The 23,931-nt window shown below is 59.5% G+C and carries 24 protein-coding genes, 1 tRNA gene and 1 pseudogene; 21 read left to right on the forward strand and 5 right to left on the reverse strand.

Going from position 1 to position 23,931, the window contains the following annotated elements:
- Nucleotides 1-3: 3 nt before the first annotated feature.
- Genes PspCFBP13528_RS11730 through murB form a run of 7 tightly spaced genes read left to right on the forward strand, consistent with a single transcriptional unit; the run spans nucleotide 4 to nucleotide 4,525 of the window.
- A complete protein-coding gene (locus tag PspCFBP13528_RS11730; RefSeq protein WP_065953214.1) occupies nucleotides 4-639 on the forward strand; it encodes a MotA/TolQ/ExbB proton channel family protein in 636 nt (211 codons plus the stop codon).
- Nucleotides 636-1,064 (forward strand): biopolymer transporter ExbD, encoded by a 429-nt coding sequence (locus PspCFBP13528_RS11735; RefSeq protein WP_065953168.1) that lies wholly within the window; start codon nucleotides 636-638, stop codon nucleotides 1,062-1,064. The genes PspCFBP13528_RS11730 and PspCFBP13528_RS11735 overlap by 4 nt, the downstream gene beginning before the upstream one ends.
- Nucleotides 1,064-2,074: a tetraacyldisaccharide 4'-kinase gene (lpxK, locus tag PspCFBP13528_RS11740; RefSeq protein WP_137200265.1), complete on the forward strand. Its 1,011-nt coding sequence runs from the start codon at nucleotides 1,064-1,066 to the stop codon at nucleotides 2,072-2,074. Before PspCFBP13528_RS11735 ends, lpxK begins: the two co-directional genes overlap by 1 nt.
- A gap of 24 nt (nucleotides 2,075-2,098) precedes the next feature.
- The gene (locus tag PspCFBP13528_RS11745) at nucleotides 2,099-2,284 is read left to right on the forward strand and encodes a Trm112 family protein (protein ID WP_003174668.1); all 186 of its coding nucleotides are present in this window, start codon (nucleotides 2,099-2,101) and stop codon (nucleotides 2,282-2,284) included.
- On the forward strand, nucleotides 2,281-3,045 hold the full coding sequence (gene kdsB / locus PspCFBP13528_RS11750) for a 3-deoxy-manno-octulosonate cytidylyltransferase (protein ID WP_065933892.1): 765 nt from the start codon (nucleotides 2,281-2,283) through the stop codon (nucleotides 3,043-3,045). Before PspCFBP13528_RS11745 ends, kdsB begins: the two co-directional genes overlap by 4 nt.
- A complete protein-coding gene (locus PspCFBP13528_RS11755) occupies nucleotides 3,045-3,509 on the forward strand; it encodes a low molecular weight protein-tyrosine-phosphatase (RefSeq protein WP_065953170.1) in 465 nt (154 codons plus the stop codon). Before kdsB ends, PspCFBP13528_RS11755 begins: the two co-directional genes overlap by 1 nt.
- Entirely contained in the window at nucleotides 3,506-4,525 is a 1,020-nt protein-coding gene (murB, locus tag PspCFBP13528_RS11760; RefSeq protein ID WP_137200266.1) for a UDP-N-acetylmuramate dehydrogenase, read from the forward strand. Before PspCFBP13528_RS11755 ends, murB begins: the two co-directional genes overlap by 4 nt.
- A 70-nt stretch (nucleotides 4,526-4,595) precedes the next feature.
- Here the strand turns inward: murB and PspCFBP13528_RS11765 are convergent, their stop codons facing one another.
- On the reverse strand, nucleotides 4,596-5,267 hold the full coding sequence (locus PspCFBP13528_RS11765) for a Bax inhibitor-1/YccA family protein (protein WP_053256786.1): 672 nt from the start codon (nucleotides 5,265-5,267) through the stop codon (nucleotides 4,596-4,598).
- Between the two features lie 152 nt (nucleotides 5,268-5,419).
- Between PspCFBP13528_RS11765 and PspCFBP13528_RS11770 the strand changes: the two genes are divergently transcribed.
- Together PspCFBP13528_RS11770 and PspCFBP13528_RS27810 are read left to right on the forward strand one after the other, a co-directional pair.
- Nucleotides 5,420-5,510: transfer RNA gene (locus PspCFBP13528_RS11770), tRNA-Ser, on the forward strand.
- A 232-nt stretch (nucleotides 5,511-5,742) separates the two neighbouring features.
- A complete protein-coding gene (locus tag PspCFBP13528_RS27810; protein ID WP_241669082.1) occupies nucleotides 5,743-6,312 on the forward strand; it encodes a hypothetical protein in 570 nt (189 codons plus the stop codon).
- Between the two features lie 94 nt (nucleotides 6,313-6,406).
- On the opposite strand, the gene PspCFBP13528_RS11780 is transcribed toward PspCFBP13528_RS27810, so the two are convergent.
- Together PspCFBP13528_RS11780 and PspCFBP13528_RS27815 are read right to left on the reverse strand one after the other, a co-directional pair.
- Nucleotides 6,407-8,032 (reverse strand): methyl-accepting chemotaxis protein, encoded by a 1,626-nt coding sequence (locus PspCFBP13528_RS11780; RefSeq protein WP_101220142.1) that lies wholly within the window; start codon nucleotides 8,030-8,032, stop codon nucleotides 6,407-6,409.
- Between the two features lie 217 nt (nucleotides 8,033-8,249).
- Nucleotides 8,250-8,342, reverse strand: a pseudogene (locus tag PspCFBP13528_RS27815) (AraC family transcriptional regulator); the annotation flags it as partial.
- Nucleotides 8,343-8,668: 326 nt separating this feature from the next.
- On the opposite strand from PspCFBP13528_RS27815, the gene PspCFBP13528_RS11790 reads away from it, so the two are divergent.
- Both PspCFBP13528_RS11790 and PspCFBP13528_RS11795 read left to right on the forward strand, forming a co-directional pair.
- Nucleotides 8,669-9,805: a hypothetical protein gene (locus PspCFBP13528_RS11790; RefSeq protein ID WP_065953173.1), complete on the forward strand. Its 1,137-nt coding sequence runs from the start codon at nucleotides 8,669-8,671 to the stop codon at nucleotides 9,803-9,805.
- 14 nt (nucleotides 9,806-9,819) lie between these two features.
- Nucleotides 9,820-10,110, forward strand: a complete 291-nt coding sequence (locus tag PspCFBP13528_RS11795; protein ID WP_137200267.1) for a hypothetical protein — start codon at nucleotides 9,820-9,822, stop codon at nucleotides 10,108-10,110.
- A 118-nt stretch (nucleotides 10,111-10,228) separates the two neighbouring features.
- On the opposite strand, the gene PspCFBP13528_RS28055 is transcribed toward PspCFBP13528_RS11795, so the two are convergent.
- Nucleotides 10,229-10,363, reverse strand: a complete 135-nt coding sequence (locus tag PspCFBP13528_RS28055) for a hypothetical protein (protein ID WP_256095189.1) — start codon at nucleotides 10,361-10,363, stop codon at nucleotides 10,229-10,231.
- Nucleotides 10,364-10,596: 233 nt separating this feature from the next.
- On the opposite strand from PspCFBP13528_RS28055, the gene PspCFBP13528_RS11800 reads away from it, so the two are divergent.
- The 3 genes from PspCFBP13528_RS11800 (at nucleotide 10,597) to PspCFBP13528_RS11810 (ending at nucleotide 14,030) form a co-directional block, all read left to right on the forward strand.
- Nucleotides 10,597-11,337 carry a hypothetical protein gene (locus PspCFBP13528_RS11800; RefSeq protein ID WP_137200268.1) on the forward strand — a complete coding sequence of 247 codons (741 nt, stop codon included), beginning with the start codon at nucleotides 10,597-10,599 and terminating at the stop codon, nucleotides 11,335-11,337.
- 140 nt (nucleotides 11,338-11,477) lie between these two features.
- Nucleotides 11,478-11,759: a hypothetical protein gene (locus PspCFBP13528_RS11805; RefSeq protein ID WP_065953177.1), complete on the forward strand. Its 282-nt coding sequence runs from the start codon at nucleotides 11,478-11,480 to the stop codon at nucleotides 11,757-11,759.
- Between the two features lie 153 nt (nucleotides 11,760-11,912).
- The gene (locus tag PspCFBP13528_RS11810) at nucleotides 11,913-14,030 is read left to right on the forward strand and encodes a TonB-dependent receptor (protein WP_065953215.1); all 2,118 of its coding nucleotides are present in this window, start codon (nucleotides 11,913-11,915) and stop codon (nucleotides 14,028-14,030) included.
- 1 nt (nucleotide 14,031) lies between these two features.
- Here the strand turns inward: PspCFBP13528_RS11810 and PspCFBP13528_RS11815 are convergent, their stop codons facing one another.
- On the reverse strand, nucleotides 14,032-15,849 hold the full coding sequence (locus tag PspCFBP13528_RS11815; protein WP_137200269.1) for a sigma-54-dependent Fis family transcriptional regulator: 1,818 nt from the start codon (nucleotides 15,847-15,849) through the stop codon (nucleotides 14,032-14,034).
- Between the two features lie 361 nt (nucleotides 15,850-16,210).
- On the opposite strand from PspCFBP13528_RS11815, the gene PspCFBP13528_RS11820 reads away from it, so the two are divergent.
- From PspCFBP13528_RS11820 to PspCFBP13528_RS11850, 7 genes are all read left to right on the forward strand, one after another.
- On the forward strand, nucleotides 16,211-17,305 hold the full coding sequence (locus tag PspCFBP13528_RS11820; protein WP_065953179.1) for an ABC transporter ATP-binding protein: 1,095 nt from the start codon (nucleotides 16,211-16,213) through the stop codon (nucleotides 17,303-17,305).
- Nucleotides 17,305-18,402 carry an ABC transporter ATP-binding protein gene (locus tag PspCFBP13528_RS11825; RefSeq protein WP_065892828.1) on the forward strand — a complete coding sequence of 366 codons (1,098 nt, stop codon included), beginning with the start codon at nucleotides 17,305-17,307 and terminating at the stop codon, nucleotides 18,400-18,402. The genes PspCFBP13528_RS11820 and PspCFBP13528_RS11825 overlap by 1 nt, the downstream gene beginning before the upstream one ends.
- Nucleotides 18,399-19,265, forward strand: a complete 867-nt coding sequence (locus PspCFBP13528_RS11830; protein WP_003174635.1) for a sugar ABC transporter permease — start codon at nucleotides 18,399-18,401, stop codon at nucleotides 19,263-19,265. The genes PspCFBP13528_RS11825 and PspCFBP13528_RS11830 overlap by 4 nt, the downstream gene beginning before the upstream one ends.
- A gap of 10 nt (nucleotides 19,266-19,275) precedes the next feature.
- Entirely contained in the window at nucleotides 19,276-20,076 is an 801-nt protein-coding gene (locus tag PspCFBP13528_RS11835; protein WP_003174634.1) for a carbohydrate ABC transporter permease, read from the forward strand.
- Between the two features lie 11 nt (nucleotides 20,077-20,087).
- Nucleotides 20,088-20,360 carry a DUF2160 domain-containing protein gene (locus PspCFBP13528_RS11840; RefSeq protein ID WP_003232363.1) on the forward strand — a complete coding sequence of 91 codons (273 nt, stop codon included), beginning with the start codon at nucleotides 20,088-20,090 and terminating at the stop codon, nucleotides 20,358-20,360.
- A gap of 162 nt (nucleotides 20,361-20,522) precedes the next feature.
- Nucleotides 20,523-22,265, forward strand: coding sequence for an ABC transporter substrate-binding protein (locus PspCFBP13528_RS11845; RefSeq protein WP_137200270.1), 1,743 nt, complete (start codon nucleotides 20,523-20,525; stop codon nucleotides 22,263-22,265).
- Between the two features lie 278 nt (nucleotides 22,266-22,543).
- Nucleotides 22,544-23,923: an iron-containing redox enzyme family protein gene (locus PspCFBP13528_RS11850; RefSeq protein WP_065953181.1), complete on the forward strand. Its 1,380-nt coding sequence runs from the start codon at nucleotides 22,544-22,546 to the stop codon at nucleotides 23,921-23,923.
- The last annotated feature ends 8 nt before the right edge of the window (nucleotides 23,924-23,931 follow it).

The following is a 23,931-nucleotide window of genomic DNA, read 5'->3' on the forward strand; positions in this document are numbered from 1 at the left end:
ACTGTGTGGGAATTGGTCAAATCCGGCGGCTGGATGATGTTGCCGATCATCATGAGTTCCATCGCCGCACTCGGCATCGTCGCCGAACGCCTGTGGACCCTGCGCGCCAGTCGCGTCACCCCCGAGCACCTGCTGGGGCAAGTCTGGGGCTGGATCAAGAACAAACAGCTCGACAAGCAGAAGCTCAAGGAACTGCGCGCCAATTCGCCGTTGGGTGAAATCCTTGCCGCTGGCCTGGCCAACTCCAAGCATGGTCGCGAGATCATGAAAGAGTGCATCGAGGAAGCCGCCGCGCGGGTGATCCATGAACTGGAGCGCTACATCAACGCCCTCGGCACCATCGCCGCCATGGCACCGCTGCTCGGTTTGCTGGGCACGGTGCTGGGTATGATCGATATTTTCAGCTCGTTCATGGGCTCGGGCATGACCACCAACGCCGCGGTGCTGGCCGGTGGTATTTCCAAAGCATTGATCACCACGGCCGCGGGCCTGATGGTGGGTATCCCTTCGGTGTTCTTCCACCGCTTCCTGCAACGGCGCATCGATGAGCTGGTGGTCGGCATGGAACAGGAAGCCATCAAGCTGGTGGAAGTGGTGCAGGGCGACCGTGATGTGGACCTGGTCGAGGGCAACGCGTGAAATTTCGCCGCAAGCAACGGGAAAATGTCGATATCAACCTCGCGTCACTGATTGACGTGGTGTTTATCCTGCTGCTGTTCTTTGTCGTCACCACCACGTTTACCCGGGAAACCCAGCTGCGCGTCGACTTGCCCGAAGCCGTCAGCGGCTCGCCGGCCGAAGATCAGCAGGTCAAGCAACTGGACATTGCCATCAGCGCCGATGGCGTGTTTTCGGTGAACAACCAGTTGCTGGAGAAAAACGACCTGACCAGCCTGATGGACGCCTTGCAGAAGGAATCCGGCGGCGATACCAGCCTGCCACTGTCGATCAGTGCCGACGGCAAGACCCAGCACCAGGCTGTGATTACCGCGATGGACGCCGCCGGCAAGCTCGGTTTCAGTCATCTGCGCATGACCACCGTCGAGGCGGCGAGTCCACCCTGATGACCATGTCCGATCGTTTGCTCAAGGCCTGGTACGCGGGCCATCCGGCGCTCGTGCTGTTACGGCCGCTGGAGTCGTTGTATCGCCGGGTCGTGCAGCGCAAGCGCGCGCGTTTCCTGGCGGGCGAGGGCGCTGTCTATCGGTCCCCGGTGCCCGTTGTGGTCGTGGGGAATATCACCGTCGGGGGCACGGGCAAGACGCCGCTGATCCTGTGGATGATCGAGCACTGCCGCCGCAGTGGCCTGCGCGTGGGCGTGGTCAGTCGCGGGTATGGGGCCAAGCCGCCACAGTTGCCGTGGCGAGTCGAAGCCGATCAGAGTGCCGATGTGGCCGGCGACGAACCCTTGCTGATCGTGCAGCGCTGCGGTGTCCCGTTGATGATTGATCCGGACCGCAGCCGCGCGGTGAAAGCGCTGTTGGCCAGCGAAACCCTGGACCTGATTCTTTCCGACGACGGTCTTCAACACTATCGTCTGGCCCGCGATCTCGAACTGGTACTGATCGATGCCGCCCGCGGCCTGGGCAATCGCCGTTGCCTGCCGGCCGGGCCGTTGCGCGAGCCGGTCGAGCGCCTGCACAGCGTGGATGCGCTGCTCTATAACGGTGCCGCCGAGGACCGCGAAGACGGCTTTGCCTTTGGCCTTGCGCCTGCGGCGCTGATCAACCTGCACAGCGGCGAGCGGCAGCCGGTTACCTATTTTCCGCCAGGCCAGCAAGTACATGCGGTTGCCGGTATCGGCAACCCGCAACGTTTCTTCAATACCCTTGAAACGCTACACTGGCAGCCGATCCCCCATGCGTTTGCCGACCACGCGCCCTACAGTGCCCAGGTGTTGGATTTCACACCGCATTGGCCGCTGGTCATGACTGAAAAGGACGCGGTGAAGTGCCGCGCCTTCGCCCGGTCCGACTGGTGGTACCTTGCGGTGGATGCGCGGCCGTCGCCGGCGTTTGTCGCCTGGTTCGACACACAACTGATGCGCCTGCTGCCCAACCGTCTTTTGCCTTAAACCGTTTATTTCCAGGAAATACTCATGGACACCAAATTGCTCGACATCCTTGCTTGCCCGATCTGCAAAGGCCCGCTCAAGCTCAGCGCCGATAAAACCGAGCTGATCAGCAAAGGTGCCGGCCTGGCTTACCCGATCCGTGACGGGATTCCGGTAATGCTCGAGAGCGAAGCCCGCACCTTGACGACCGATGAGCGCCTGGATAAATGACTACCGCCTTTACCGTGGTGATTCCCTCGCGTTATGCATCGACCCGTCTGCCGGGCAAGCCGCTGCAAATGATCGGCGCCAAGCCGATGATCCAGCTGGTATGGGAACAGGCCTGCAAAAGCAGCGCCGAGCGGGTGGTGGTGGCGACTGACGATCCGCGTATCATCGAAGCCTGCAAAGGTTTTGGCGCCGAGGCGGTGCTGACCCGCGAAGACCATAATTCCGGTACCGATCGCCTGGCCGAAGTGGCTACGCAACTGGGCCTGGCGCCCGACGCCATCGTGGTGAACGTGCAAGGTGACGAGCCGTTGATCCCGCCGAGCGTCATCGACCAGGTCGCCGCCAATCTGGCGGCCCATGGCGAAGCGCGCATGGCGACCCTGGCCGAACCGATCGAAGACAGTGAAACCTTGTTCAACCCGAACGTGGTGAAGGTGGTCAGCGATATCAACGGCCTGGCCCTGACGTTCAGCCGTTCGACCCTGCCCTGGGCGCGGGATGCCTTCGCCAGCAACCCCGGCGTACTGCCGCCAGGCGTGCCGTACCGCCGCCACATCGGCATCTACGCCTATCGCGCCGGTTTCCTGCATGACTTCGTCAGCTGGGGCCCGTGCTGGTTGGAAAACACCGAATCCCTGGAGCAACTGCGGGCCCTGTGGCACGGCGTGCGTATCCACGTGGGCGATGCGCTGGAAGCACCGCCTGCAGGCGTCGATACCCAGGAAGACCTTGAGCGCGTCCGTCGCCTGCTGGGGGCTTGATGGAAGTCCTGTTTGTCTGCCTGGGCAATATCTGCCGCTCGCCTACCGCCGAAGGCGTCTTGCGCCATAAGTTGCGCGAAGCCGGCCTGGCCGATCAGGTTGAGGTGGCGTCGGCGGGGACGGGGGAGTGGCATATCGGCAACCCACCGGACCTGCGCAGCCAGCGTGCGGCGCTGGCGCGGGGCTATGACTTGTCAGCCCAGCGTGCCCAGCAGGTCTGTCGCGCCGATTTTGCGCGCTATGACCTGATCCTGGCCATGGACCACAGCAACCTGCGCAACCTCAAAGCCATGCAGCCTGCGCAGGGTAAGGCGCAGCTGGATTTGTTCCTGCGCCGCTTCGACGGCGAAGTGGACGAGGTGCCAGACCCGTATTACGAAGGCGAACAAGGCTTTGACCGGGTGCTGGACCTGATCGAGCGCGCCTGTGATTCATTGGTGATCGAATTGAAGGGCCGGCTATGACTTTGCAAGTACGTGCGCAGGTATCGCTCAAGCCCTTCAACAGCTTCGGCATCGACGTACGCGCCCAGCTGTTTGCCGAGGCTCACAGTGATGCCGATGTGCATCAAGCCCTGACCTACGCCGACGCGCACAGTGTGCCGCTGCTGGTGATCGGCGGCGGCAGCAACCTGCTGCTGACCCGGGACGTGCCTGCCCTGGTGTTGCGCATGGCGACCCAGGGTATTCGCGTGCTGCACGATGATGGCGTGCACGTGGTGGTTGAAGGCGAGGCGGGCGAAGCCTGGCACCCCTTTGTATCGTGGACCCTGGAACAGGGTTTTTGCGGCCTGGAAAACCTCAGCCTGATCCCCGGCACGGTCGGCGCGGCGCCGATGCAAAACATCGGCGCCTACGGTGTTGAGATCAAGGACGTGTTTGCCGGCCTCACGGCCCTGGATCGCCAGACGGGCGAGCTGCGGGATTTCAGCCTGGACGAATGCAAGTTTGCTTACCGCGACAGCCTGTTCAAGCATGAAGTCGGGCGTTGGTTGATCCTGCGGGTACGCTTTGCCCTGAGTCGCGCCAGTCACCTGAAACTCGACTACGGCCCGGTGCAGCAGCGCCTGGCTGCGCAGGGCATCACCGAGGCCACGCCGAAGGATGTGAGCCAGGCGATCTGCAGTATTCGCCGCGAAAAATTGCCGGACCCGGCAGAGCTGGGCAATGCCGGTAGTTTTTTCAAAAACCCGTTGGTGCACCAGGCTCTGGCCGCCGAGCTGAAGAGCCAGTATCCGGACCTGGTGGCTTACCCTCAGGCCGACGGGCAAGTAAAGCTCGCCGCCGGTTGGCTGATCGACAAGGCGGGTTGGAAGGGCTTTCGTGACGGCGATGCCGGCGTGCATAAAATGCAAGCGCTGGTGCTGGTGAACTATGGCTCAGCCACCGGGCGGGATATTGCCAACCTGGCGCTGCGTATCCAGCAGGACATTGCCGAGCGCTTCGGGGTCGAGCTTGAGATGGAACCTAACAGGTACTGAGCGTCCACCGCCCCACAAATGAAAATGCCCCGCATCTCACGATACGGGGCATTTTTTATAGCGCTGACACTCAGTCGTCACGGCTCATGATGCCGAAGATCTGCAACAGGCTGATAAACAGGTTGTAGATCGACACATACAGGCTGATGGTCGCCATGATGTAGTTACGCTCACCGCCATGGATGATGGCGCTGGTCTGGAACAGGATGCACACCGAGGAGAACAGCACGAAACCTGCGCTGATCGCCAGTTGCAAACCGCTGATCTGGAAGAACATGCCGGCTACCACTGCCGCCAGCAACACGAAGAAGCCCGCGGTGATGAAGCCACCCAGGAAACTCATGTCCTTGCGGCTGATCAGCACGTACGCCGACAGGCCACCAAACACCAGCGCGGTCATGGCAAATGCCGAACTGACCACCTCCGCACCGCCGGCCATGCCGAGGTAACGGTTAAGGATCGGGCCGAGGATAAAACCCATGAAACCGGTCAAGGCGAACGCCGACACCAGGCCCCAGGCCGAGTCGCGCAGCTTGTTGGTCAGGAAGAACAGACCATAGAAGCCGATCAGCACGACAAAGATATTCGGATAGCCGACGCGCATCTGCTGGGCCACGTAAGCCATCACGCCGCTGAATGCGAGGGTAAGGGCGAGCAGGCCGTACGTATTGCGCAACACGCGGCTGACTTCAAGCTGCTCAGCCTGCGCGTTGCCATTCACTGCGTAATTCTGTTCGCGCATGGCGACACTCCTTCAGTTTTGAAACGTTCAGTCGCAAAGATCATAACAGACGCTCTGTAACAAGCTATGCAGAGAGTTTGACAGTGTGTTTCATTCGGGTATTATGGCGCCCGCTGAGACGGGATGAGCGACTATAATCCCGTGATGCACAAGGGAAATTGGCAGAGTGGTTGAATGCACCGGTCTTGAAAACCGGCGAACGTTAATAGCGTTCCCAGGGTTCGAATCCCTGGTTTCCCGCCAAACACATAAGAAAGTCCCGCGAGCTAAACGCCCAGCGGGATTTTTTTTGCCCGCGATTGCGCAGTGCCACGACGGCCAGTGCCATTGCCCCATAAAATCCGTGGTCTTTCTGACGAGCTTTTACTCGTCACCTCGCTGTTTTTTTACTACCATCGTTAATCTGCGTACTCAAGGAAGAGCGGCTGAGCGCCTTGAGTCTGGTAGAAATTCATACTCGATCATTGAATGAGTCATGGCTTTTACCCAGAACCTAACGACTCAGCTAACCGAAATGACCTGTTTGGTGGAACTGATGAATAAAATGTGTGGCATCGTTGCAGTGCTAGGGATTGCCCTCTCGGGATGCGCTACAAAAAATCAAGAAAAACCTGAAGTGACACCACCTCCTGCCGTCGTCCAGCAAGAAGCGCCTGAAGCCGTAACTCCGGCACCCGCACAATCGCCTGCGCGGTATGAGGCTGCACCTGCGAACGCCAGTGCTTACGCTGCAGTGCCTTACTCACCGCAGGCGGCAGAGCCAGAGCAAGAGCCAGAATCAGAGACAAAACTCAACCAGAATCGCGCTGAGCAATGCCGTAAAGAGCTGGATGTTCTTAAGGTTTACAACAAGGCGTCTTACGACAAATACGAGGTCGAATACCAGGCCATTGCCAGTAAGACCGCTAAATACATGGAAGTTAAAGATTCACTGGGTGCCGATTTGAACTATATGGTTATGCCTGCTTATCAATTTCAAATTCGTGAGTTCTGCTTCCGCGTTAAGACCCGTCTGTCGGAGCTTGTGCTTCGCCAAGCCAAATAAATCCCGGGTTGCACGCCAAAACATCCAAGAGAAATCCCGCGAGCCATCTGCTCTGCGGGATTTTTTTTGCCTGTGATCGGTGTTTGATCCAACTTCAAGTCCTGAACCGCAGCACCAAGTCGTTCAAGTTGACGGCCAAGCGTGATAACTCGTTGCTTGCCGTCAAGGTCTGGCGGGTACCCTCAGTGCTCTGGATGGCCAGGTCGCGAATGCTGATAAGGCTGCGATCCACGTCACGCGCCACGTGAGCCTGCTCCTCGGAAGCGGTCGCAATCTGGATATTGCGGTCGTTGATTTCCAGGACGGAATCAATAATCTGGCGCAGTGAGTGGCCAGCTTGCTCTGCGGTATCTCGGGTGGTGTAGACCTCAGAGGTGCTCTTGTGCATCAACTCGACTGCGGCTGAAGAACCGGCCTGAATCGTGGATATCATCTGTTCGATTTCCTGGGTCGACGTCTGGGTGCGGTGCGCCAGGGCCCGAACCTCATCGGCGACCACCGCAAAGCCACGACCTTGCTCGCCTGCACGTGCCGCTTCAATGGCAGCATTCAACGCCAACAGGTTCGTTTGCTCGGCAATCGCCCTGATCACGCTCAGTACTTTGGAGATGTCTTGAGCCTGGCCTGCCAGTTCTTTTACCTGGCCTGACGAGACTTCTACCAGTTCCGTCAGTCCACGCATTGCCGTCAGCGTTTCAGTCACTTTCTGATTGCCCAGATCAGCCGAGAGGCTGGACTGCATGGCCGCTTCAGAGGTGGAGTTGGCATTCCTGGCGACCTCTTCAACCGCCGCGCTCATTTCGGTGACGGCGGTGGCCGCTTGCTCTATTTCGCTGTTCTGCTGTTGCAGGGTGCGATCGGCACTCTCGGTGATCGAGGTCATTTCAACGGCTGCGGTACTCAGTTGAGCAGACGCTCCCGAGATTTCTGAAATAGTACTCCTGAGGTTTTTCTGCATCAGATTGAGTGCCTGCATCAAGCGCGAGGCTTCATCCGAACCTGTCACTTCAAGGTCGTGGGTGAGGTCGCCTGACGCTATATTCTCCGCCAACTCAAGCGAGGAGTTGATGGGGCTGACAATGCTTCTGGTAAACAAGCTTGCCAAGACGATCGTCAGGATGAATGCGACGACCAGTACCGAGATCAGGACGCTCACGCTATGGGTGTATACCGCTGTCGCCTCCTCGCCGGACTCCACCGCCTGACGCGCATTCTGCTCACGCAAAATGGTGAGCTGCTCTTGATAGACGTTTGCTCGCTGCGCCTGCTCGGTGTTCGCAAAAACGACTGCCTGGTCATGATCGGAAATATCGAGGGCAAGCACTTGCTTGAGGCCGTCGATGTATACATCCATCGCCTGGCTGGTCTTCGCGAACTGGATTTCATCCTGCTGGCCGGATATGAGGTGTTCACGGTAAAACGCGGTCTTCGACTGAAGTGCCTGTATGGCGTCTTCGACCAACGATTGCGATTTGTCATGCACCTCCCGGGTCGTACTCGAAAGCATGCGGATGCTTTCAAGGCGAGCGTGGAGCAGGGCGATTTGAATATCGTCAATGACCTGGACACTGGGCAGTGAGTTTTGCTCGATGTCCTGCTCTGCGCTACGCAGGTGATCTATCTGTACATAGGAGAAACCTGCCAGGCTGATCAGCAGCAGTGTGATCAGCCCAAAGCAGACGAAGGCCCTGCGCGCGATATTCAAGGATCTTAATTTCATAAAGGCCTCCGGGGGCCGGGATTCAGTGGCGTGGCTTCTCCACGTCCGTTTGTGGAGCGCGGACAAACCGTCCGCGCGGCGCAGTGACGCTCACTCGCAGCTTGGGGGGCAGGTGTACATTCAGGAATACAAAAGAATGAATCGAGATAATAGGCGCGCTAAATAATTGCGCGGCGTATGTTGGCGGGGCACGCAGGGGCGGTTGATCCAAGCGCAAGGGCGCCACACAAAATGCCTTGCGCAACGCATGGCTGAAATGGGAGAAGTGGGAGAATCCGAAGTCCAGTGCCGCCTGGGACACACTGCGCACCGGCATTCTCGGTACCCACCTGTTCGATTGACTCAGCCTTGCGGCGTCACCGGGCTGGATGAAGCAGATGGAGAAGAGCGACGCAGCGGTCTCCGAGTCGAACACGAAGACAGTTCTAGTAGGGCCGGGCGGTTAAACCAGGTCGATGATTTATATAAGTAAATAACCGGCTTTGTGTGGGTGTTTGTGGAGTCTTGCAAGTGCCTGGATAGGGTGGACTTTGAACTGCACCACCTTTTAACCTTACCGTCTGTCAGATTGCCAGCACGCTGTCCGGTTCGCGTCTAATTTCTCCTTGGCAGGATGTTCAACAAGGAGATGAAAAAATGTCATGGACTTTCTATCTAACAATTACCAATGGTACGGACCGAACACTGGAAGTAACTAGCAAGTCAATCGAGTGGGGCACTTGGTACCGTGACTCTCAAGATGATAACGGCCCGTGCAGTATTGCGCCAAATACCACCATTCAAGCACTGGGTATCCGCGCAGCGCGAGGAACGTGGACGGGCTATGAGTGTCACGCGCAGTGGAAAGATCAGGTGCCCCCGGGAGAGAAAGGTTACGGGGCAGTCACTTTGATGATTGATGTTCCGTTTTCTGGCTCTAATGATTCAAGCCTCACCAGTGGCGGTGCTCTCACATGTTATGGTTGGCAAAACCTGCCGTCGGGTGGGCATGATTTCAACCGTTCAATCACTATTCGTGCAGGGCGAGACAAGAAGCTGATACTGGAAGAAGAAGCGCTTGATCCGGTCGAGCAAGAATACCGTGACTATTTACTGGAGTTTGCGGCAAGGAACCCTGATGTACGCGATTGGGATCAGGTTGAGAAAGAGCTGACGCAGGTAGATGATTTCAATCCATTACAGTATATCCCGGACGGCCCGACCCTGAGCCGGCGGCTGCTGGCCCGTTCCGAGCCGCTAGTCATCGAGCCGGAACTCTGGGATGGCATTGGCGATGTGGACTATCCAACACCTTATGCTCAGGATTTGTTCCTCGACGAATATTTTGCTGTTGCGATCTACAGCGTCGGGACCGATCCCAGAAGCTTCATCAATATCCCGGCAGGTTCTTCACGCAAGACCAGCGAGAAGATCACAGTCACGTCGGCAATAAAGAATGTATTGACCGTCAGTTGGTCGCTCAAGACATCACTTTCGGAGAAGGCGGTTGAACCGGTGTCCGGTTCTGAAGTGGCCTCCACACTGGATATGGAGTTCGGTGTAACCGACGTGCTGGAGGTGAGCCGGGAGTCGGTTACCGAATCGATTGTGGAGCAGGAGTTCAAGGCGCCGGACGACAGTGATGTATTGATCGTGCCTTGGGTATTCAGCACGGCGGTTATCGTTTACCGGCGAACCAAGAAGGGCAAGGTCAGCCTGGTAGCGGTGTCTGAATGGGCGCAGATGCAGTTCTTCAAAAGTTATCGCGTACATACCCAATTAAAAATGTCCTGAACAGGAATATCGAAATGAAAATGTCCAGCGTCTTACTGATGAGTATTGCGTTTGTATGTCAAGGCATGGTCTTCGCTGATACACAGAAGTCCAATACTCAAACCTTGTTTTCCAACGACAAGCCACCGCTGATACAGACGGCCCAAGAGCAGGAACAAAAAGAGGTTGAGGTTGACCGCAATCAATGTTGGTCCGCCAAGAATTGCTCTGGAAAGATCCTGAACAATAAAGATGCACATAACTGCAAGTTGTCCGGCGGTAAGTCTTGGCGGAGCAAGACTACAGGGCAGTGCACCAATCTGTAGAGAGGGGCCCCCACATCTTCAATAGGCGTGGGGGCTTTTTTGATTGCGTGGCTGAAAAAACACATCCGCGCGCATAGGCGCTTTGCGCGCGACGAACATTAGTTGACGGCATGAGTCATCACTCTACCGTGCAGATCCAGCGGTGATTGTGCCGATAGGGCGCGCGGGTGAAGTGCACATCGGAAACCAGATTCAGGCCACGCTCTTTCAGGGCTTGGGTCAGTTGTACGAGTGTTTCTGCCTGGATAGTCATTTCGCTTACCTCGTCAGATTGACTGCGTTCATAATTCTTGACCGAGAGGGCAACTCGCTAATTCAAATTTTCTACAGCGGCGATTGATGCGTTGTGAAAGCCATCGTCGCAACGCCCTGTAGTCCATTGCTTATCTGAACCGGCGGGGCTGCACTTTTTTCCATTCTCCTGATCTACCTCTGTCCCAGCCACCCGATTCCTGCGGGTGGCCAACAGCCACAGACCCGGTGCCGATGGATCGAACGTCAATTGTTTTTATCACCCGCTGGCCGCTGTTGCTGGCTGCGCTGTTAGCGTTGTGGACCACTGGCTGCAGCCAGCAACAGGGGCGTGACGTCGCCAGGCAGTTCAGCGAAGGCAAGCCTGATGAGTTTTTTCAAACCAGCGTCGATCGCATGGCCACCCTGGGCATGCGCGACAACCTGCAGAGCCTTTATCTGCTGATGAGCAAGCTGTACCTGCGCAACCCCAGCCAGTGGCGCCAGTCCGGTTATCCGGATGCGGTGACTGCTGCGCGGACTATTCGCCAGGCGATCGAAAATCGTCAGCCATTGCCTGCGCTGGGGGAGCGTCGTGACCTGGCGGCCCTGAGTTATTCCTTGAGCCCGGAGTTTCGCGGTGATCGGGTGGGGGCGTTCATCTATGCGATCGGCAGCATGCTCGTGACCGCACACGGTGGGCGCACGCAGTTTTACGTGACTGACTCCATCAACCCGCAGTTTGTCAGCAATGCCGCCCGTAATATCGAGAAAGCCACCTGGCTGCTCGGCCAGCGTCAGGACGCCAATGGTGTGTTGTTGCTGTTTTCCAATGAGATATCGGAGGAGGGCAGTAACCTGAGCTTTGCAGTCGAGTTCGGCAAGATTGTCGCGCGCCTGGACCTGCTGACCCAGATACTCGATGAGCGCTACCGACGCATCGGCCTCAACTATGCGCAGAGTCTGCTGCTGATGAATTTTTTGCCTGTGCAGTGACACGCTGGCTCCAGCGCACGGCTAATCGGTGCGGTGTTTCCCTTTCCTCTGTAGGAAGTTGCCTATGATGCCCTCGACCGCTTGAAACACGCCCCCGGTCAGCCCTAGCCTCGGACTTTTCTTAAACATGAGTGCCTACCTTGGGTAAGCGAAAAACGGTTTGGCCTACTGATCGCGAAATCCGCCTGCGGTTTATCCTGTTCGCCGTCATCGACGCCGCGAGTGCCCAAGGGGTCGCTTCGGAGGTGTTGATACCCGCGCACAAACTGCTGCGCGACGCGCCGACGGAGGCGCAGCTATGCGATACGCTTGCCGACATCCTGGCCACCGAGGAGATGTACGGTTTCAGGTTTCCCGTCGGCTCCGATGCTGACGATCTGATGCAGACGCTGGAGTGGTCGGGCAAGCAGGGCAGCAATTGATCACTGGGTTTTCATTTAAATAATTTTGGTCCGATACGGTTGTGGGAAGTCCGTGACTTGAATCGCGCGTGACCTGGCGGGTGTGGGAGCCTTCCCATGACTGCTCGCCTGCCGGCATTGCCGTGCATGCCCCCGTATTTCAAGGACCTGTCCATGCTGTTGCGCCAACCACCGCTGCTGTTCGCCGCCCTGACCCTCACTTCGCTGGTACAGGCCGAAGACCTGCAGTTGGCGCCGGTCGAAGTCACTACGTCTGAAGCCAGCGCCGGCGAGATCGCCCAGGCACAGCTCAACAGCGTGCCCGGCGGCACTAACTTCATCGACATGGACAGCGTGCAGCAGGGGCGGGTGAGCACCAACGAGGATGTCTTCAAGTATCAGGCCGGGGTGTACGCCAAGGCAGCGAATAACGAAGGGGTCAAGTTGTCCATTCGCGGTTCGGGCTTGAACCGCAGCCCGGGTTCCCATGCCTCCGGGCTGTATGAAATGTTCGACGGCCTGCCGCTGACCGGCCCCGGCGGCACGCCCTATGAACTCAAGGACCCGTTATGGCAGAGCCGGGTGGAAGTGCTGCGCGGCGCCAACGGTTTCGATCAGGGCGCGCTGGCCCTGGGCGGCGCCGTCAACTACGTCACCCGCACCGGTTATGATGCGCCCACATTGCAAGTGCGCTATGAGGCGGGCAGCCATGGTTACGCCCAGCGCGAAATCAGTTCCGGCCAGGTGCTCGGTGATGCCGATTACTACATCAGCCTCACCGATTCGCAGTCCGACGGTTACCAGCACCAGAGTGCCGGGACGGGCAAGGGCATCGCGGCCAACGTCGGCTATCGCTTCAACCCGAACCTGGAGACGCGCTTTTATCTGCGCTACCGCGAAACCACCAATGACACGCCGGGCAAGCTCACCCGCGAGCAGATCAGCCATGACCCGCGTGCCGCCAACAGCCTCAACGCCGCCCGCGACTCCAAACGCTTGCAACCGGGTTCCACCTGGCTTGCCAACAAGACCACCTTGCAGTTGGATGACGCTTCGCGCGTCGAGGTCGGGCTGGCCTATCACGACTACCCGATGGACCTGCGCGAAGGCACCAATCGCCTGAAAGTTGCCTACACCGACATCAGTGGCACGCTCAATTACATCCGCCAGGACAGCCTGTTCGGCCGTGACAGCACCACCACCCTCGGCCTGCGCACCACCCAGGCGATGCCGAACAATGGCGCCTCGGAGTATGTACGCGTCCCGGCCGGCAACACGAAGGACTACGCGCCCGGCACCAAGACCCGTGACTACACCTACTTGGGGTCCGACACGGTGCTGCATATCGGCAACGAGCTGGAGCTGGTCCCCGACCTGTGGCTGACCACCGGCGTGGCCGCGATTCATACGCGCCGCGAAACCCAGGTCACCTATCCGGATGGCCAGGCACCGACGCGTCAGCACGATTGGGACTACGCGCCACGCATCGGCCTGCGCTATGACTTCACCCCGCAATTGCAGGTGTACGGCAACCTGAGCCGCTCGGTCGAGCCGCCGCACGCCTGGTCGATGATCTGGGGTTCCAACACATATTTCGGCGCCGGCAGCGGTGCGGCCACCGGCTTGCAGCGCGAAGGCGTGAAGTTGCGCAATCAGACCGCAACCACCCTGGAGGTCGGCGGGCGCGGCGAGGCCTGGCTCGGCCAGTGGGACCTGGCCCTCTATCGCTCCGAAGTGCGCCACGAACTGTTGACCGTGGAAACCCAGGCCCAGACCGCGACCGCCAATGCCGTCATCGCCGAAGCCAATGCCAGCCCCACCGTGCATCAAGGCGTGGAACTGAGCCTGCTCAGCCCACTGTGGGACGGCGGCCGCAATGGCCGGCTTGCGCTGCGCCAGGCCTATACCTTCAGTGACTTCCACTACCGCGACGATGATCGTTTCGGCGACAACACCTTGCCCGGCATCCCCAAGCACTATTATCAGGCGCAACTGCGCTACAGCCATCCGAGCGGTTTCTACACCAGCCTCAACACCGAGCATGCCTCGCGGGTGGCGGTGGACTACGCCAACTCCTATTACGCCGCGGCCTACACCACCCTTGGCGCCACGTTCGGCTATGACGCGCCCAGGCAGGACTGGCAAGCCTGGGTCGATCTGCGCAACCTGACCAACCGGCGTTATGCCAACACCGTTACGCCGGGTTACGACGACAAAGGCATGGACGCAGCCCGTTCCACACCCGCCGACGGGCGTGGTATCTACACCGGCGTGTCGTGGCGTTGGCGCTAAATCAACCTTCGTGCTGGCGCAGGCGCTTGTACAGGGTATTTCGGCTCACCCCCAGCTCCCGCGCCAGTTGGGAAATGTTCCCGCCCGCGGCTGCCAGGCGTTGGTTGAGGTCAAGGTGGTCATCCAGACGTTCATGGCTGGACAGCAACGCCGCCTGTTTCAAGTCGGTAAAAAAGTCATCGGGCAGGTGCTCCGGGCGGATCGGCTGTTCTTCGGCCATCGCCAACGCCACCTGCAGCACACTGCTCACCTGACGCACATTGCCCGGCCACGGGTGCTGGTCGAACAGCTTGAGCACCTCGGCACTCAGCCCGGCCCACTGGGTGGGCTCGCGGTGTTGCTGCCACAGTTGCTGGAACAGCGCCTGCTTGTCGCTGCGTTCGCGCAACGGCGGCAGCTCCAGGGTCAGGCCGCCGATGCGGTAATACAAATCCTCACGAAAGCGCCCGGTTTGCACCAGCTCCCGTAGCGCTCGGTTGGTCGCCGAAATGATGCGCAAGTCCACCGGGAACACCTCACTGCTGCCCACCGGCTGGACGCACCGCTCCTGCAGCACCCGCAGCAGGCGGGCCTGGGTGGGTAAAGGCATATCGCCGATTTCATCAAGAAACAGTGTGCCCTTGTCGGCTTTGCGGATCAGGCCGATGCTGCCTTTTTGATTGGCACCGGTGAACGCGCCTTTTTCATAGCCAAACAGTTCCGATTCCACCAGCTCAGCCGGAATGGCCGCACAGTTCACCGCGATCAATGCCTGCCGGCTGCGGGAACTGGCCTGGTGCAGGGCTTTGACGAACACCTCTTTGCCCACGCCGGTTTCACCGTGGATCAACAACGGAATGTCCTTTTCCAGCAGGCGCTCGGCCTGGCGCACGGCTTTCTCCACGCGCGCATCGCCAAAATGCAGGGCGGCGAGACTGACCGCGGTCGGCTTCGACGGCGCAGGCTGATTGAACACCCGCGCCTGTACCGGCATCTGCCTGGGCCGCTTGAGCAGGCACTGGAAGCGATTGCGTCCCGGCGCTTGCAGGGAAAACGGCAGTCCCTCAGGCTGATTCAACAACTCCAGCAGCGACACCTTGAACAAGCTGTCGATCATCACCCGCGACAAACTGATACCCAGCAGGTTGTCTGCGCGGCGGTTGGCCGACAGCACCTGGCCGCTTTCATCGAAGATCAGCAGTCCCGCCCACTGGCTGTCGAGGTTGCTCAGGCCGGTGTTGAACGTCAGCTGGAAATGCTCGCCGCGAAACAGGTTGAGGATCAGCCGATTCTCCACGGTCTGGCTCATCATCTTGACCATGCCCAGGGTGTGAGAGGGCGGCAGGTAGCTGTCGCTGGACACATCCAGTACCGCAATGATCTCGCGTTGGGCGTCGAAAATCGGCGCCGCCGAACCGGTCATGAAGCGGTTGGCCTTGAGGAAATGTTCGTCGTGTTCGATATGCACCGCCTGGGCGCAGGCCAGGGCGGTGCCGATGGCATTGGTGCCGCTGGCGCGTTCCATCCAGCTGGCGCCCGCGCTGAAACCACGGGCCAGCCCGGGCTCGATAAAGCGCTGGGTGCCCCACGACGTCAGGACCTGGCCCTGGTTGTCGGCGAGCATGATCAGGCAGTTGGAATTGCTCAGGATGTTCTCGTAGTAGGGCAGTACTTCCTGATGGGTGGTCTGCACCAGTGAATGCTGGCTCTCCAGCAACTGCCGAATGCCCTCGGCGGGCAATTGATCGAAGCTGGGGACGCTTTGGTGATCCAGCCCGAACGCGCGGCAACGGCGCCAGGAGTCCTGGATGATGGTGTCGTGAGCCAGTGGTTCGGCCATGGGGTGACCTTCTTTTTATTGTTATTGGGCTTACACAATTCAAACTATTGGAATGGGTTCAAGTGTGGGAGGGGGCTTGCCCCCGATAGCGGTGGGTCAGTCAGCATTGCTGTTACTGATGTGCCGCCATCGGGGGCAAGCCCCCTCCCACATTGGATCTTCATCGCCCATAAAGTGTTGTTCACAACTGTTCATTGTCAACTGCAAATCTGTTCAATTGTTCAGCCTGAACTGTTCATTTTATTCAAGCTTGAACATGCCTCTGAGCCCATTCCCTTGTGAATCAATCACCTGTCATCTTTGGCACGAAACTCGCTCTGACAACTGGCCAGATTCATTCCAATAATAAAAAGGTCGTGTCATGTCATTGACCCTGGAACATGTCTCCCGCGTTGTCGAAGGTCAAACCTGGATCGACGACGCCACCCTGCGTTTCGAGCCCGGCTCCTTCAATGTATTGCTCGGCCGCACCCTGTCCGGCAAGACCAGCCTGATGCGCCTGATGGCCGGGCTGGACAAACCCGACAGCGGCCGCATCCTGATGAACGGTGTGGATGTCACGCAAAAACCGGTGCGTTTGCGCAATGTGTCGATGGTGTATCAGCAGTTCATCAACTACCCGACCATGACCGTGTTCGAGAACATCGCCTCGCCCTTGCGCCAGGCCGGTGTGTCCAATGAGCTGATCCAGAGCAAAGTGCTGGAAACGGCGCGGATGCTGCGCATCGAGAAATTCCTGCAACGCCATCCGCTGGAACTGTCCGGTGGCCAGCAGCAGCGTACGGCCATGGCCCGGGCGTTGGTCAAGGACGCCGAGTTGATTCTGTTCGATGAGCCGTTGGTCAACCTGGACTACAAGTTGCGCGAAGAACTGCGCCAGGAAATGCGCGAACTGTTCAAGGCGCGCCACACCATCGCCATTTACGCCACCACTGAGCCGAACGAAGCCCTGGCGCTGGGTGGCACCACCACCATTCTTCACGAAGGCCGGGTGATCCAGAGCGGCAAGGCCGCCGAGGTCTACCACCAGCCGCAGACGGTGCTGGCGGCCGAGCTGTTTTCCGAGCCGCCGATCAACCTGATGCCGGGGCGCATCAGTGGCAATGAAGTCAGCTTCGCCAACTTCGTGCACTTTCCCCTCAATGTCGACCTGCGTCCCATCGGCGAAGGCGAGTTCCGTTTCGGCGTGCGCCCCAGCCATATCAGCCTGGTGCCGAGCAACGACGATGACCTGGAACTGGCGGTGACCGTGGAGGTGGCCGAAATCAGCGGTTCGGAAACCTTCCTGCACGTGCGCAGCGAACATTTCCTGCTGGTGCTGCACTTGCCGGGGGTGCATGAGTACGACGTCGATGCGCCGATCCGCGTGTATATCCCCACCCATAAACTGTTTGTGTTCGATGGTCAGGGCCGCTTGGTCCAGGCCCCCGGGCGCCGTGTTGCGAGGGTTGCCTGATGGCCGAGATCCATTTGCGCAACCTGGCGCACAGCTACAGTCCGACGCCGAATGGTCCGGAAGACTACGCCATTCGGGAAATGAACCACGTGTGGGAGCAGGGGGGTGCCTACGCCTTGCTCGGGCCGTCGGGCTGCGGCAAGTCGACCTTGCTCAATATCATCTCCGGCCTGCTCAGCCCGTCCGAGGGCCAGGTGTTGTTCGACACCCAGGTGGTCAACGACCTCACCCCGGAGAAGCGCAACATCGCCCAGGTGTTTCAGTTCCCGGTGGTGTACGACACCATGACGGTGTTCGACAACCTGGCGTTTCCCCTGCGCAACCAAGGCATGGCCGAGGCGAAAATTCACAGCAAGGTGCAGGAAATCGCTGAAGTCCTCGACCTGCAGAACCTGCTGAGCAAAAAAGCCCGCAACCTGACGGCTGACGAAAAACAGAAAGTCTCCATGGGCCGTGGCCTGGTGCGCGACGACGTCTCGGCGATCCTGTTCGACGAACCGCTGACGGTGATCGACCCGCACCTGAAGTGGAAACTGCGGCGCAAGCTCAAGCAGATCCATGAGCAGTTCAATATCACCATGGTCTACGTCACCCACGACCAGTTGGAGGCCTCCACCTTCGCTGACAAGATCGCGGTGATGTACGGCGGGCAGATCGTGCAGTTCGGCACGCCGCGCGAATTGTTCGAGCGCCCGAGCCACACCTTTGTCGGTTATTTCATCGGCAGCCCCGGGATGAATCTGATCCAAGTGCAGGCCGAGGCGGGCGGGGTGCGGTTTGCCGGCACCCACCTGCCATTGTCCGAGGCGTTGCAGCGACGCCTCGAGGCCACCGATTACAAAAAGCTCCAGGTGGGTATTCGTCCGGAGTTCATCCACGTGTGGGACGAGCCCAACCCTGACGCCCTGCAGGCCGACGTCACCCACGTGGAAGACCTGGGCACCTACAAGATCATGACCCTCAACCTCGACGGCGCCACGCTCAAAGTGCGCCTGGCCGAAGACAAACCGGTGCCCGAAGGCCGCGCCTGCATCAGCTTCCCCGCGCAATGGCTGATGCTCTACGCCGATGATTACCTGCTGGAGGTACTGCCATGAACAAGGTGCAGAACAACAAGGCCTGGTGGCTGGTGCTGCCGGTGTTCCTGCTGGTGGCGTTCAGTGCCGTGATCCCGATGATGACCGTGGTCAACTACTCGGTGCAGGATATTTTTGACCAGTCCAGCCGCTACTTCGTCGGCGCCGACTGGTACAAACAGGTGCTGCTCGACCCACGCCTGCACGACTCGCTGCTGCGCCAGTTCATCTATTCGGCCTGTGTGTTGCTGATCGAAATCCCCCTGGGCATCGCCATCGCCCTGACCATGCCGACCAAGGGGCGCTGGTCGTCGCTGGTGCTGATCGTGCTGGCGATCCCCTTGCTGATCCCGTGGAACGTGGTGGGCACCATCTGGCAGATTTTCGGGCGCGCCGATATCGGCCTGCTCGGTTACAGCCTCAACGCCCTGGGCATCAGCTACAACTACGCGGCCAACACCGCGGATGCCTGGGTCACCGTGCTGGTGATGGACGTGTGGCACTGGACATCCCTGGTGGCGCTGCTGTGCTACTCGGGGCTGCGCGCGATTCCGGATGTGTACTACCAGGCGGCGCGGATCGATCGTGCCTCGGCCTGGGCGGTGTTCCGACATATCCAGTTGCCGAAGATGAAAAGCGTGCTGTTGATTGCGGTGATGTTGCGTTTCATGGACAGCTTCATGATCTACACCGAGCCGTTCGTCCTCACCGGTGGCGGGCCGGGTAATGCCACCACGTTTTTGAGTCAGACCTTGACCCAGATGGCCGTGGGTCAATTTGACCTGGGCCCGGCGGCGGCGTTTTCCCTGGTGTACTTCCTGATCATCCTGTTGGTGTCCTGGCTGTTCTACACCGCCATGACCCACTCCGACGCCAACCGCTGAGGCCGCCGACATGAGCAAGCGCAAGGTTATTCCGCTGCTGATCTACATCCTGTTCCTGCTGGTGCCGATCTACTGGCTACTGAACATGTCCTTCAAGAGCAACACCGAAATCCTCGGCGGGCTGACCCTGTTTCCGCAGGATTTTACCCTGGCCAACTACAAGGTGATCTTCACCGACCCCAGCTGGTACACCGGCTACCTCAACTCGCTGTACTACGTGAGCCTGAACACGGTGATCTCCCTGAGCGTGGCGTTGCCGGCAGCCTACGCGTTTTCGCGCTACCGTTTCCTGGGCGACAAGCACCTGTTCTTCTGGCTGCTGACCAACCGCATGGCGCCGCCGGCGGTGTTTCTGCTGCCGTTTTTCCAGCTGTATTCGTCCATCGGCCTGTTCGATACCCATATTGCAGTGGCGCTGGCGCACTGTTTGTTCAACGTGCCGTTGGCGGTGTGGATTCTGGAAGGGTTCATGTCCGGCGTGCCCAAGGAAATCGACGAAACCGCTTACATCGACGGCTACTCATTTCCCAAGTTCTTCGTGAAGATCTTCATCCCGCTGATTGGCTCCGGCATCGGGGTGACGGCGTTTTTCTGCTTCATGTTTTCCTGGGTCGAACTGTTGCTGGCGCGTACGCTGACCTCGGTCAATGCCAAACCCATCGCGGCGGTGATGACCCGCACGGTATCGGCTTCGGGTATCGATTGGGGCGTGCTGGCGGCGGCGGGGGTGTTGACCATCCTGCCGGGCATGCTGGTGATCTGGTTTGTTCGTAACCACGTGGCCAAGGGCTTTGCCCTGGGCCGGGTCTAGAGGAGTCGATGATGGAATGGATGGCCTGGACCACCCCCACAGCCCTGTTCTTTGGCGGCATCGCGCTGATCCTGGCGGGCATGACCACCTGGGAGCTGCGCTCGCCGAGTATCCCTCGGCGGGGTTTTCTGCCGATCAGCACCACCCGGGGTGATCGCTTGTTTATCGGTCTTCTCGGTAGCGCCTACCTGCATTTGCTGGTCATCGGCGTTACCGACTGGAGCATCTGGGTGGCGTCCGCGCTCTCCCTGGTATGGCTGTTGAGTGTGATGCGTTGGGGCTAGGTATGCACACCCCTGTAGGAGCGAGCTTGCTCGCGAAAATCGTCAACGATAACGCAGTGCTCCTGGTAGCCCGCGGTGTCCTTGAGTTTTTCGCGAGCAAGCTCGCTCCTACAAGAGAAGGGGTGTCTGCGAGTCCCGTCTGAAATTAACCAGGAGGTCTCTATGTTGAATAAAAACAATAAGCTGCGACATAGCATTTCATTGGCCGCCGTACTGGCCCTCAGCGGTTTGAGCGCTTCGGCCTGGGCTGATGCGTATGAAGATGCCGCGAAAAAATGGATCGGCAGCGAGTTCAAACCGTCCACGCTCACCGAAGCCCAACAGCTTGAGGAGTTGAAGTGGTTTATCAAGGCCGCCGAACCCTTCCGTGGGATGAAGATCAACGTGGTGTCGGAAACCCTTACCACCCACGAGTACGAATCCAAGGTGCTGGCCAAGGCCTTCAGCGAAATCACCGGCATCAAGCTGACCCACGACCTGCTGCAGGAAGGCGACGTGGTGGAGAAGCTGCAAACCCAGATGCAATCGGACAAGAATATCTATGACGGCTGGGTCAACGACTCGGACCTGATCGGTACGCACTTTCGCTACGGCAAGACCGAATCCATCACCGACCTGATGGCCAACGAAGGCAAGGACTTCACCTCGCCAACCCTGGACCTCAAAGACTTCATTGGCCTGTCTTTCACCACTGCGCCGGACGGCAAGATCTACCAGTTGCCCGACCAGCAGTTCGCCAACCTTTACTGGTTCCGCGCCGACTGGTTCGAGCGTCCGGAGCTGAAAGCCAAGTTCAAGGAAAAGTACGGTTACGAGCTCGGCGTACCGGTAAACTGGTCGGCCTATGAAGACATCGCCAAATTCTTCAGCGAAGACGTCAAGGAAATCGACGGCAAGCGCGTCTATGGGCACATGGACTACGGCAAGAAGGACCCGTCCCTGGGCTGGCGCTTCACCGATGCCTGGTTCTCCATGGCCGGTGGCGGCGACAAGGGTTTGCCCAACGGCCTGCCGGTGGACGAGTGGGGCATTCGCGTGGAGGACTGCCACCCGGTGGGCTCCAGCGTGACCCGTGGCGGCGACACCAACGGCCCGGCGGCGGTGTTCGCCACGCAGAAATACGTGGACTGGATGAAGGCCTACGCGCCACCGGAAGCGGCGGGCATGACCTTCTCCGAATCCGGCCCGGTGCCGTCCCAGGGCAATATCGCCCAGCAGATCTTCTGGTACACCGCGTTTACCGCCGACATGGTCAAGCCGGGCCTGCCGGTGGTGAACGCCGACGGTACGCCGAAATGGCGCATGGCGCCGTCGCCGGTCGGGCCGTATTGGGAGAAGGGCATGAAGAAGGGCTATCAGGACGTGGGTTCCTGGACCTTCCTCAAGTCCACGCCGGAGAAGCAGAAACTCGCGGCCTGGCTCTACGCGCAGTTCGTCACTTCCAAAACCGTGTCCTTGAAGAAGACCATCGTCGGTCTTACGCCGATTCGTGAGTCCGATATCAACTCCCAGGCCATGACCGACATGGCGCCCAAACTCGGTGGCCTGGTAGAGTTCTACCGCAGCCCGGCGCGCACCGAATGGTCGCCCACCGGCACCAACGTGCCGGACTACCCGCGCCTGGCACAACTGTGGTGGAGCAACATCGCCGCCGCCGCCAGCGGCGAGAAAACCCCGCAACAGGCCCTGGACAACCTGGCCAAGGAGCAGGACGCGATCATGACGCGCCTGGAACGCTCCAAGGTGCAACCGGTGTGCGGCCCGAGAATGAACCCCGAGCGTGACGCGCAATACTGGTTCGACCAGCCTGGCGCGCCGAAACCGAAACTGGCCAACGAGAAGCCCAAAGGCGAGACCGTGAACTACAACGACCTGCTCAAGCAGTGGGAGGCTGCGCGTAAATAACAACGCAGCAACCCAGGATGTAAAAAATGTGGGAGGGGGCTTGCCCCCGATAGCAGTGGATCAGTCAATGAATTCGTCACTGACACACCGCTATCGGGAGCAAGCCCCCTCCCACATTTTCATTTTGCCCAGCGACCGCTTATCCCCCCTTTAACAACCTCATTTGAATTTTCCGCACCTCCCGATGCTCTGCATTGTGTAAGCGCGTGGTTCAAGCGCTTTTGCGGGGCCGCCTTGCAGGATGGCCCGTTGTAACGGACTTTGCGGAAACTGCCACCATGACACTCCTCACAGCGCTGTCAGGCCAACCGGCCTCTGTCACAGACTCGGCCCAGGGCCGCCATCAACGGGTCTACCAACAGCTGTACGGTGAATCTGCGGATGCCACGCAAGTGGCGCGTGATTACCTGCAGGATCAATTGGCGCAGGTGGAGGAGACCGTCAGCGACCTGCCGGATGTGCCCGAGCAGTTGCCGGCCTGGGTGGAACAGCGCTGCGCCGCCGTGGCCCAGGCTTACGCCGAATATCTGGAGCAACGCCAGCAAGGCCGGCCGCGCCGCTACTTCCAGAACAAGGCGCACGCGCTGTATGTGCTGCAACGCGTGGCCCCGACCAAACAGGTCGACGGCGCATGGCTCTACGGCCTGCTGCGCTATTGGCAGGATCAGCGCTTCGACGGCCTGCTGACCACCTACCTCGAAGAGTTGGGCGACGGCGAAGCCGCTCAGAACCATGTGGTGATCTATCGCAAGCTGCTCAGCGAGCACGATGCCGATAGCGAGGCGGGGCTTGATGACGGCCACTATCTGCAAGGCGCGTTGCAACTGGCCCTGGGCCTGTGCGCCGAAGAGTTCCTGCCGGAAATCATCGGCTACAACCTGGGCTACGAGCAGTTGCCGCTGCACCTGCTGATCACTGCCTACGAACTGAGCGAGCTGGGCATCGACCCCTATTACTTCACCCTTCACGTGACCATCGACAACGCCAGCAGCGGCCACGCCAGCAAAGCCGCGCAGTCGGTATTGAACCTGCTGCCGCTGGGTGAGGGCAGGCAAGAGTTCTACCGTCGCGTCGCCGCCGGGTATCGCCTCAACGACCTCGGCCCAGGCACCACCGCGGTTATCGAGGGTTTTGATCTGCAGGATGAAGTGATGGCCATGCTCGAACGCAAGCGCAGCTTTGGCCAGCATATGCATTCGGACTACTGCCGCTTCGAAGGCAAGACTGTCAATCAGTGGCTGGCCAAGCCGGGGCAGATGGGTGATTTCCTCAGGGCGATGGAAGAAAAGGGTTGGATCAAACGCAACCAGGACCCCGCCGAGAGCCGTTTCTGGCAGTTGATCGAAGGCGCGGGCGCTGCGATGTTCGGTGTGTTCAGCGGTTATGAAAAACAGGTGCTGCATGACTGGATCGCCGGTGACTGGATCGGCACCCAGCGCGTGGCGCCGGTAAGACCTGGGCGCGGCAGCCGTTTCAGCCGCGAGCAGCACCGTCCGGCTGACCCGGATACCCAGGCCCTCGTCGAATCACTGTGGAGCCTGCCCGATGGGCAGCAACTGGGCGCGCTGATTCCGTGGATGTCGGCGCGGCGCCACTGCAGCCCCGCCGGGTTGTATGCCACCCGCCGCTTTATCCAACTGCGCGCGCGTCTGCGCTAAGGAAATGT

Source organism: Pseudomonas sp. CFBP13528, assembly GCF_005233615.1.
GTDB lineage: Bacteria > Pseudomonadota > Gammaproteobacteria > Pseudomonadales > Pseudomonadaceae > Aquipseudomonas > Aquipseudomonas fluorescens_AM.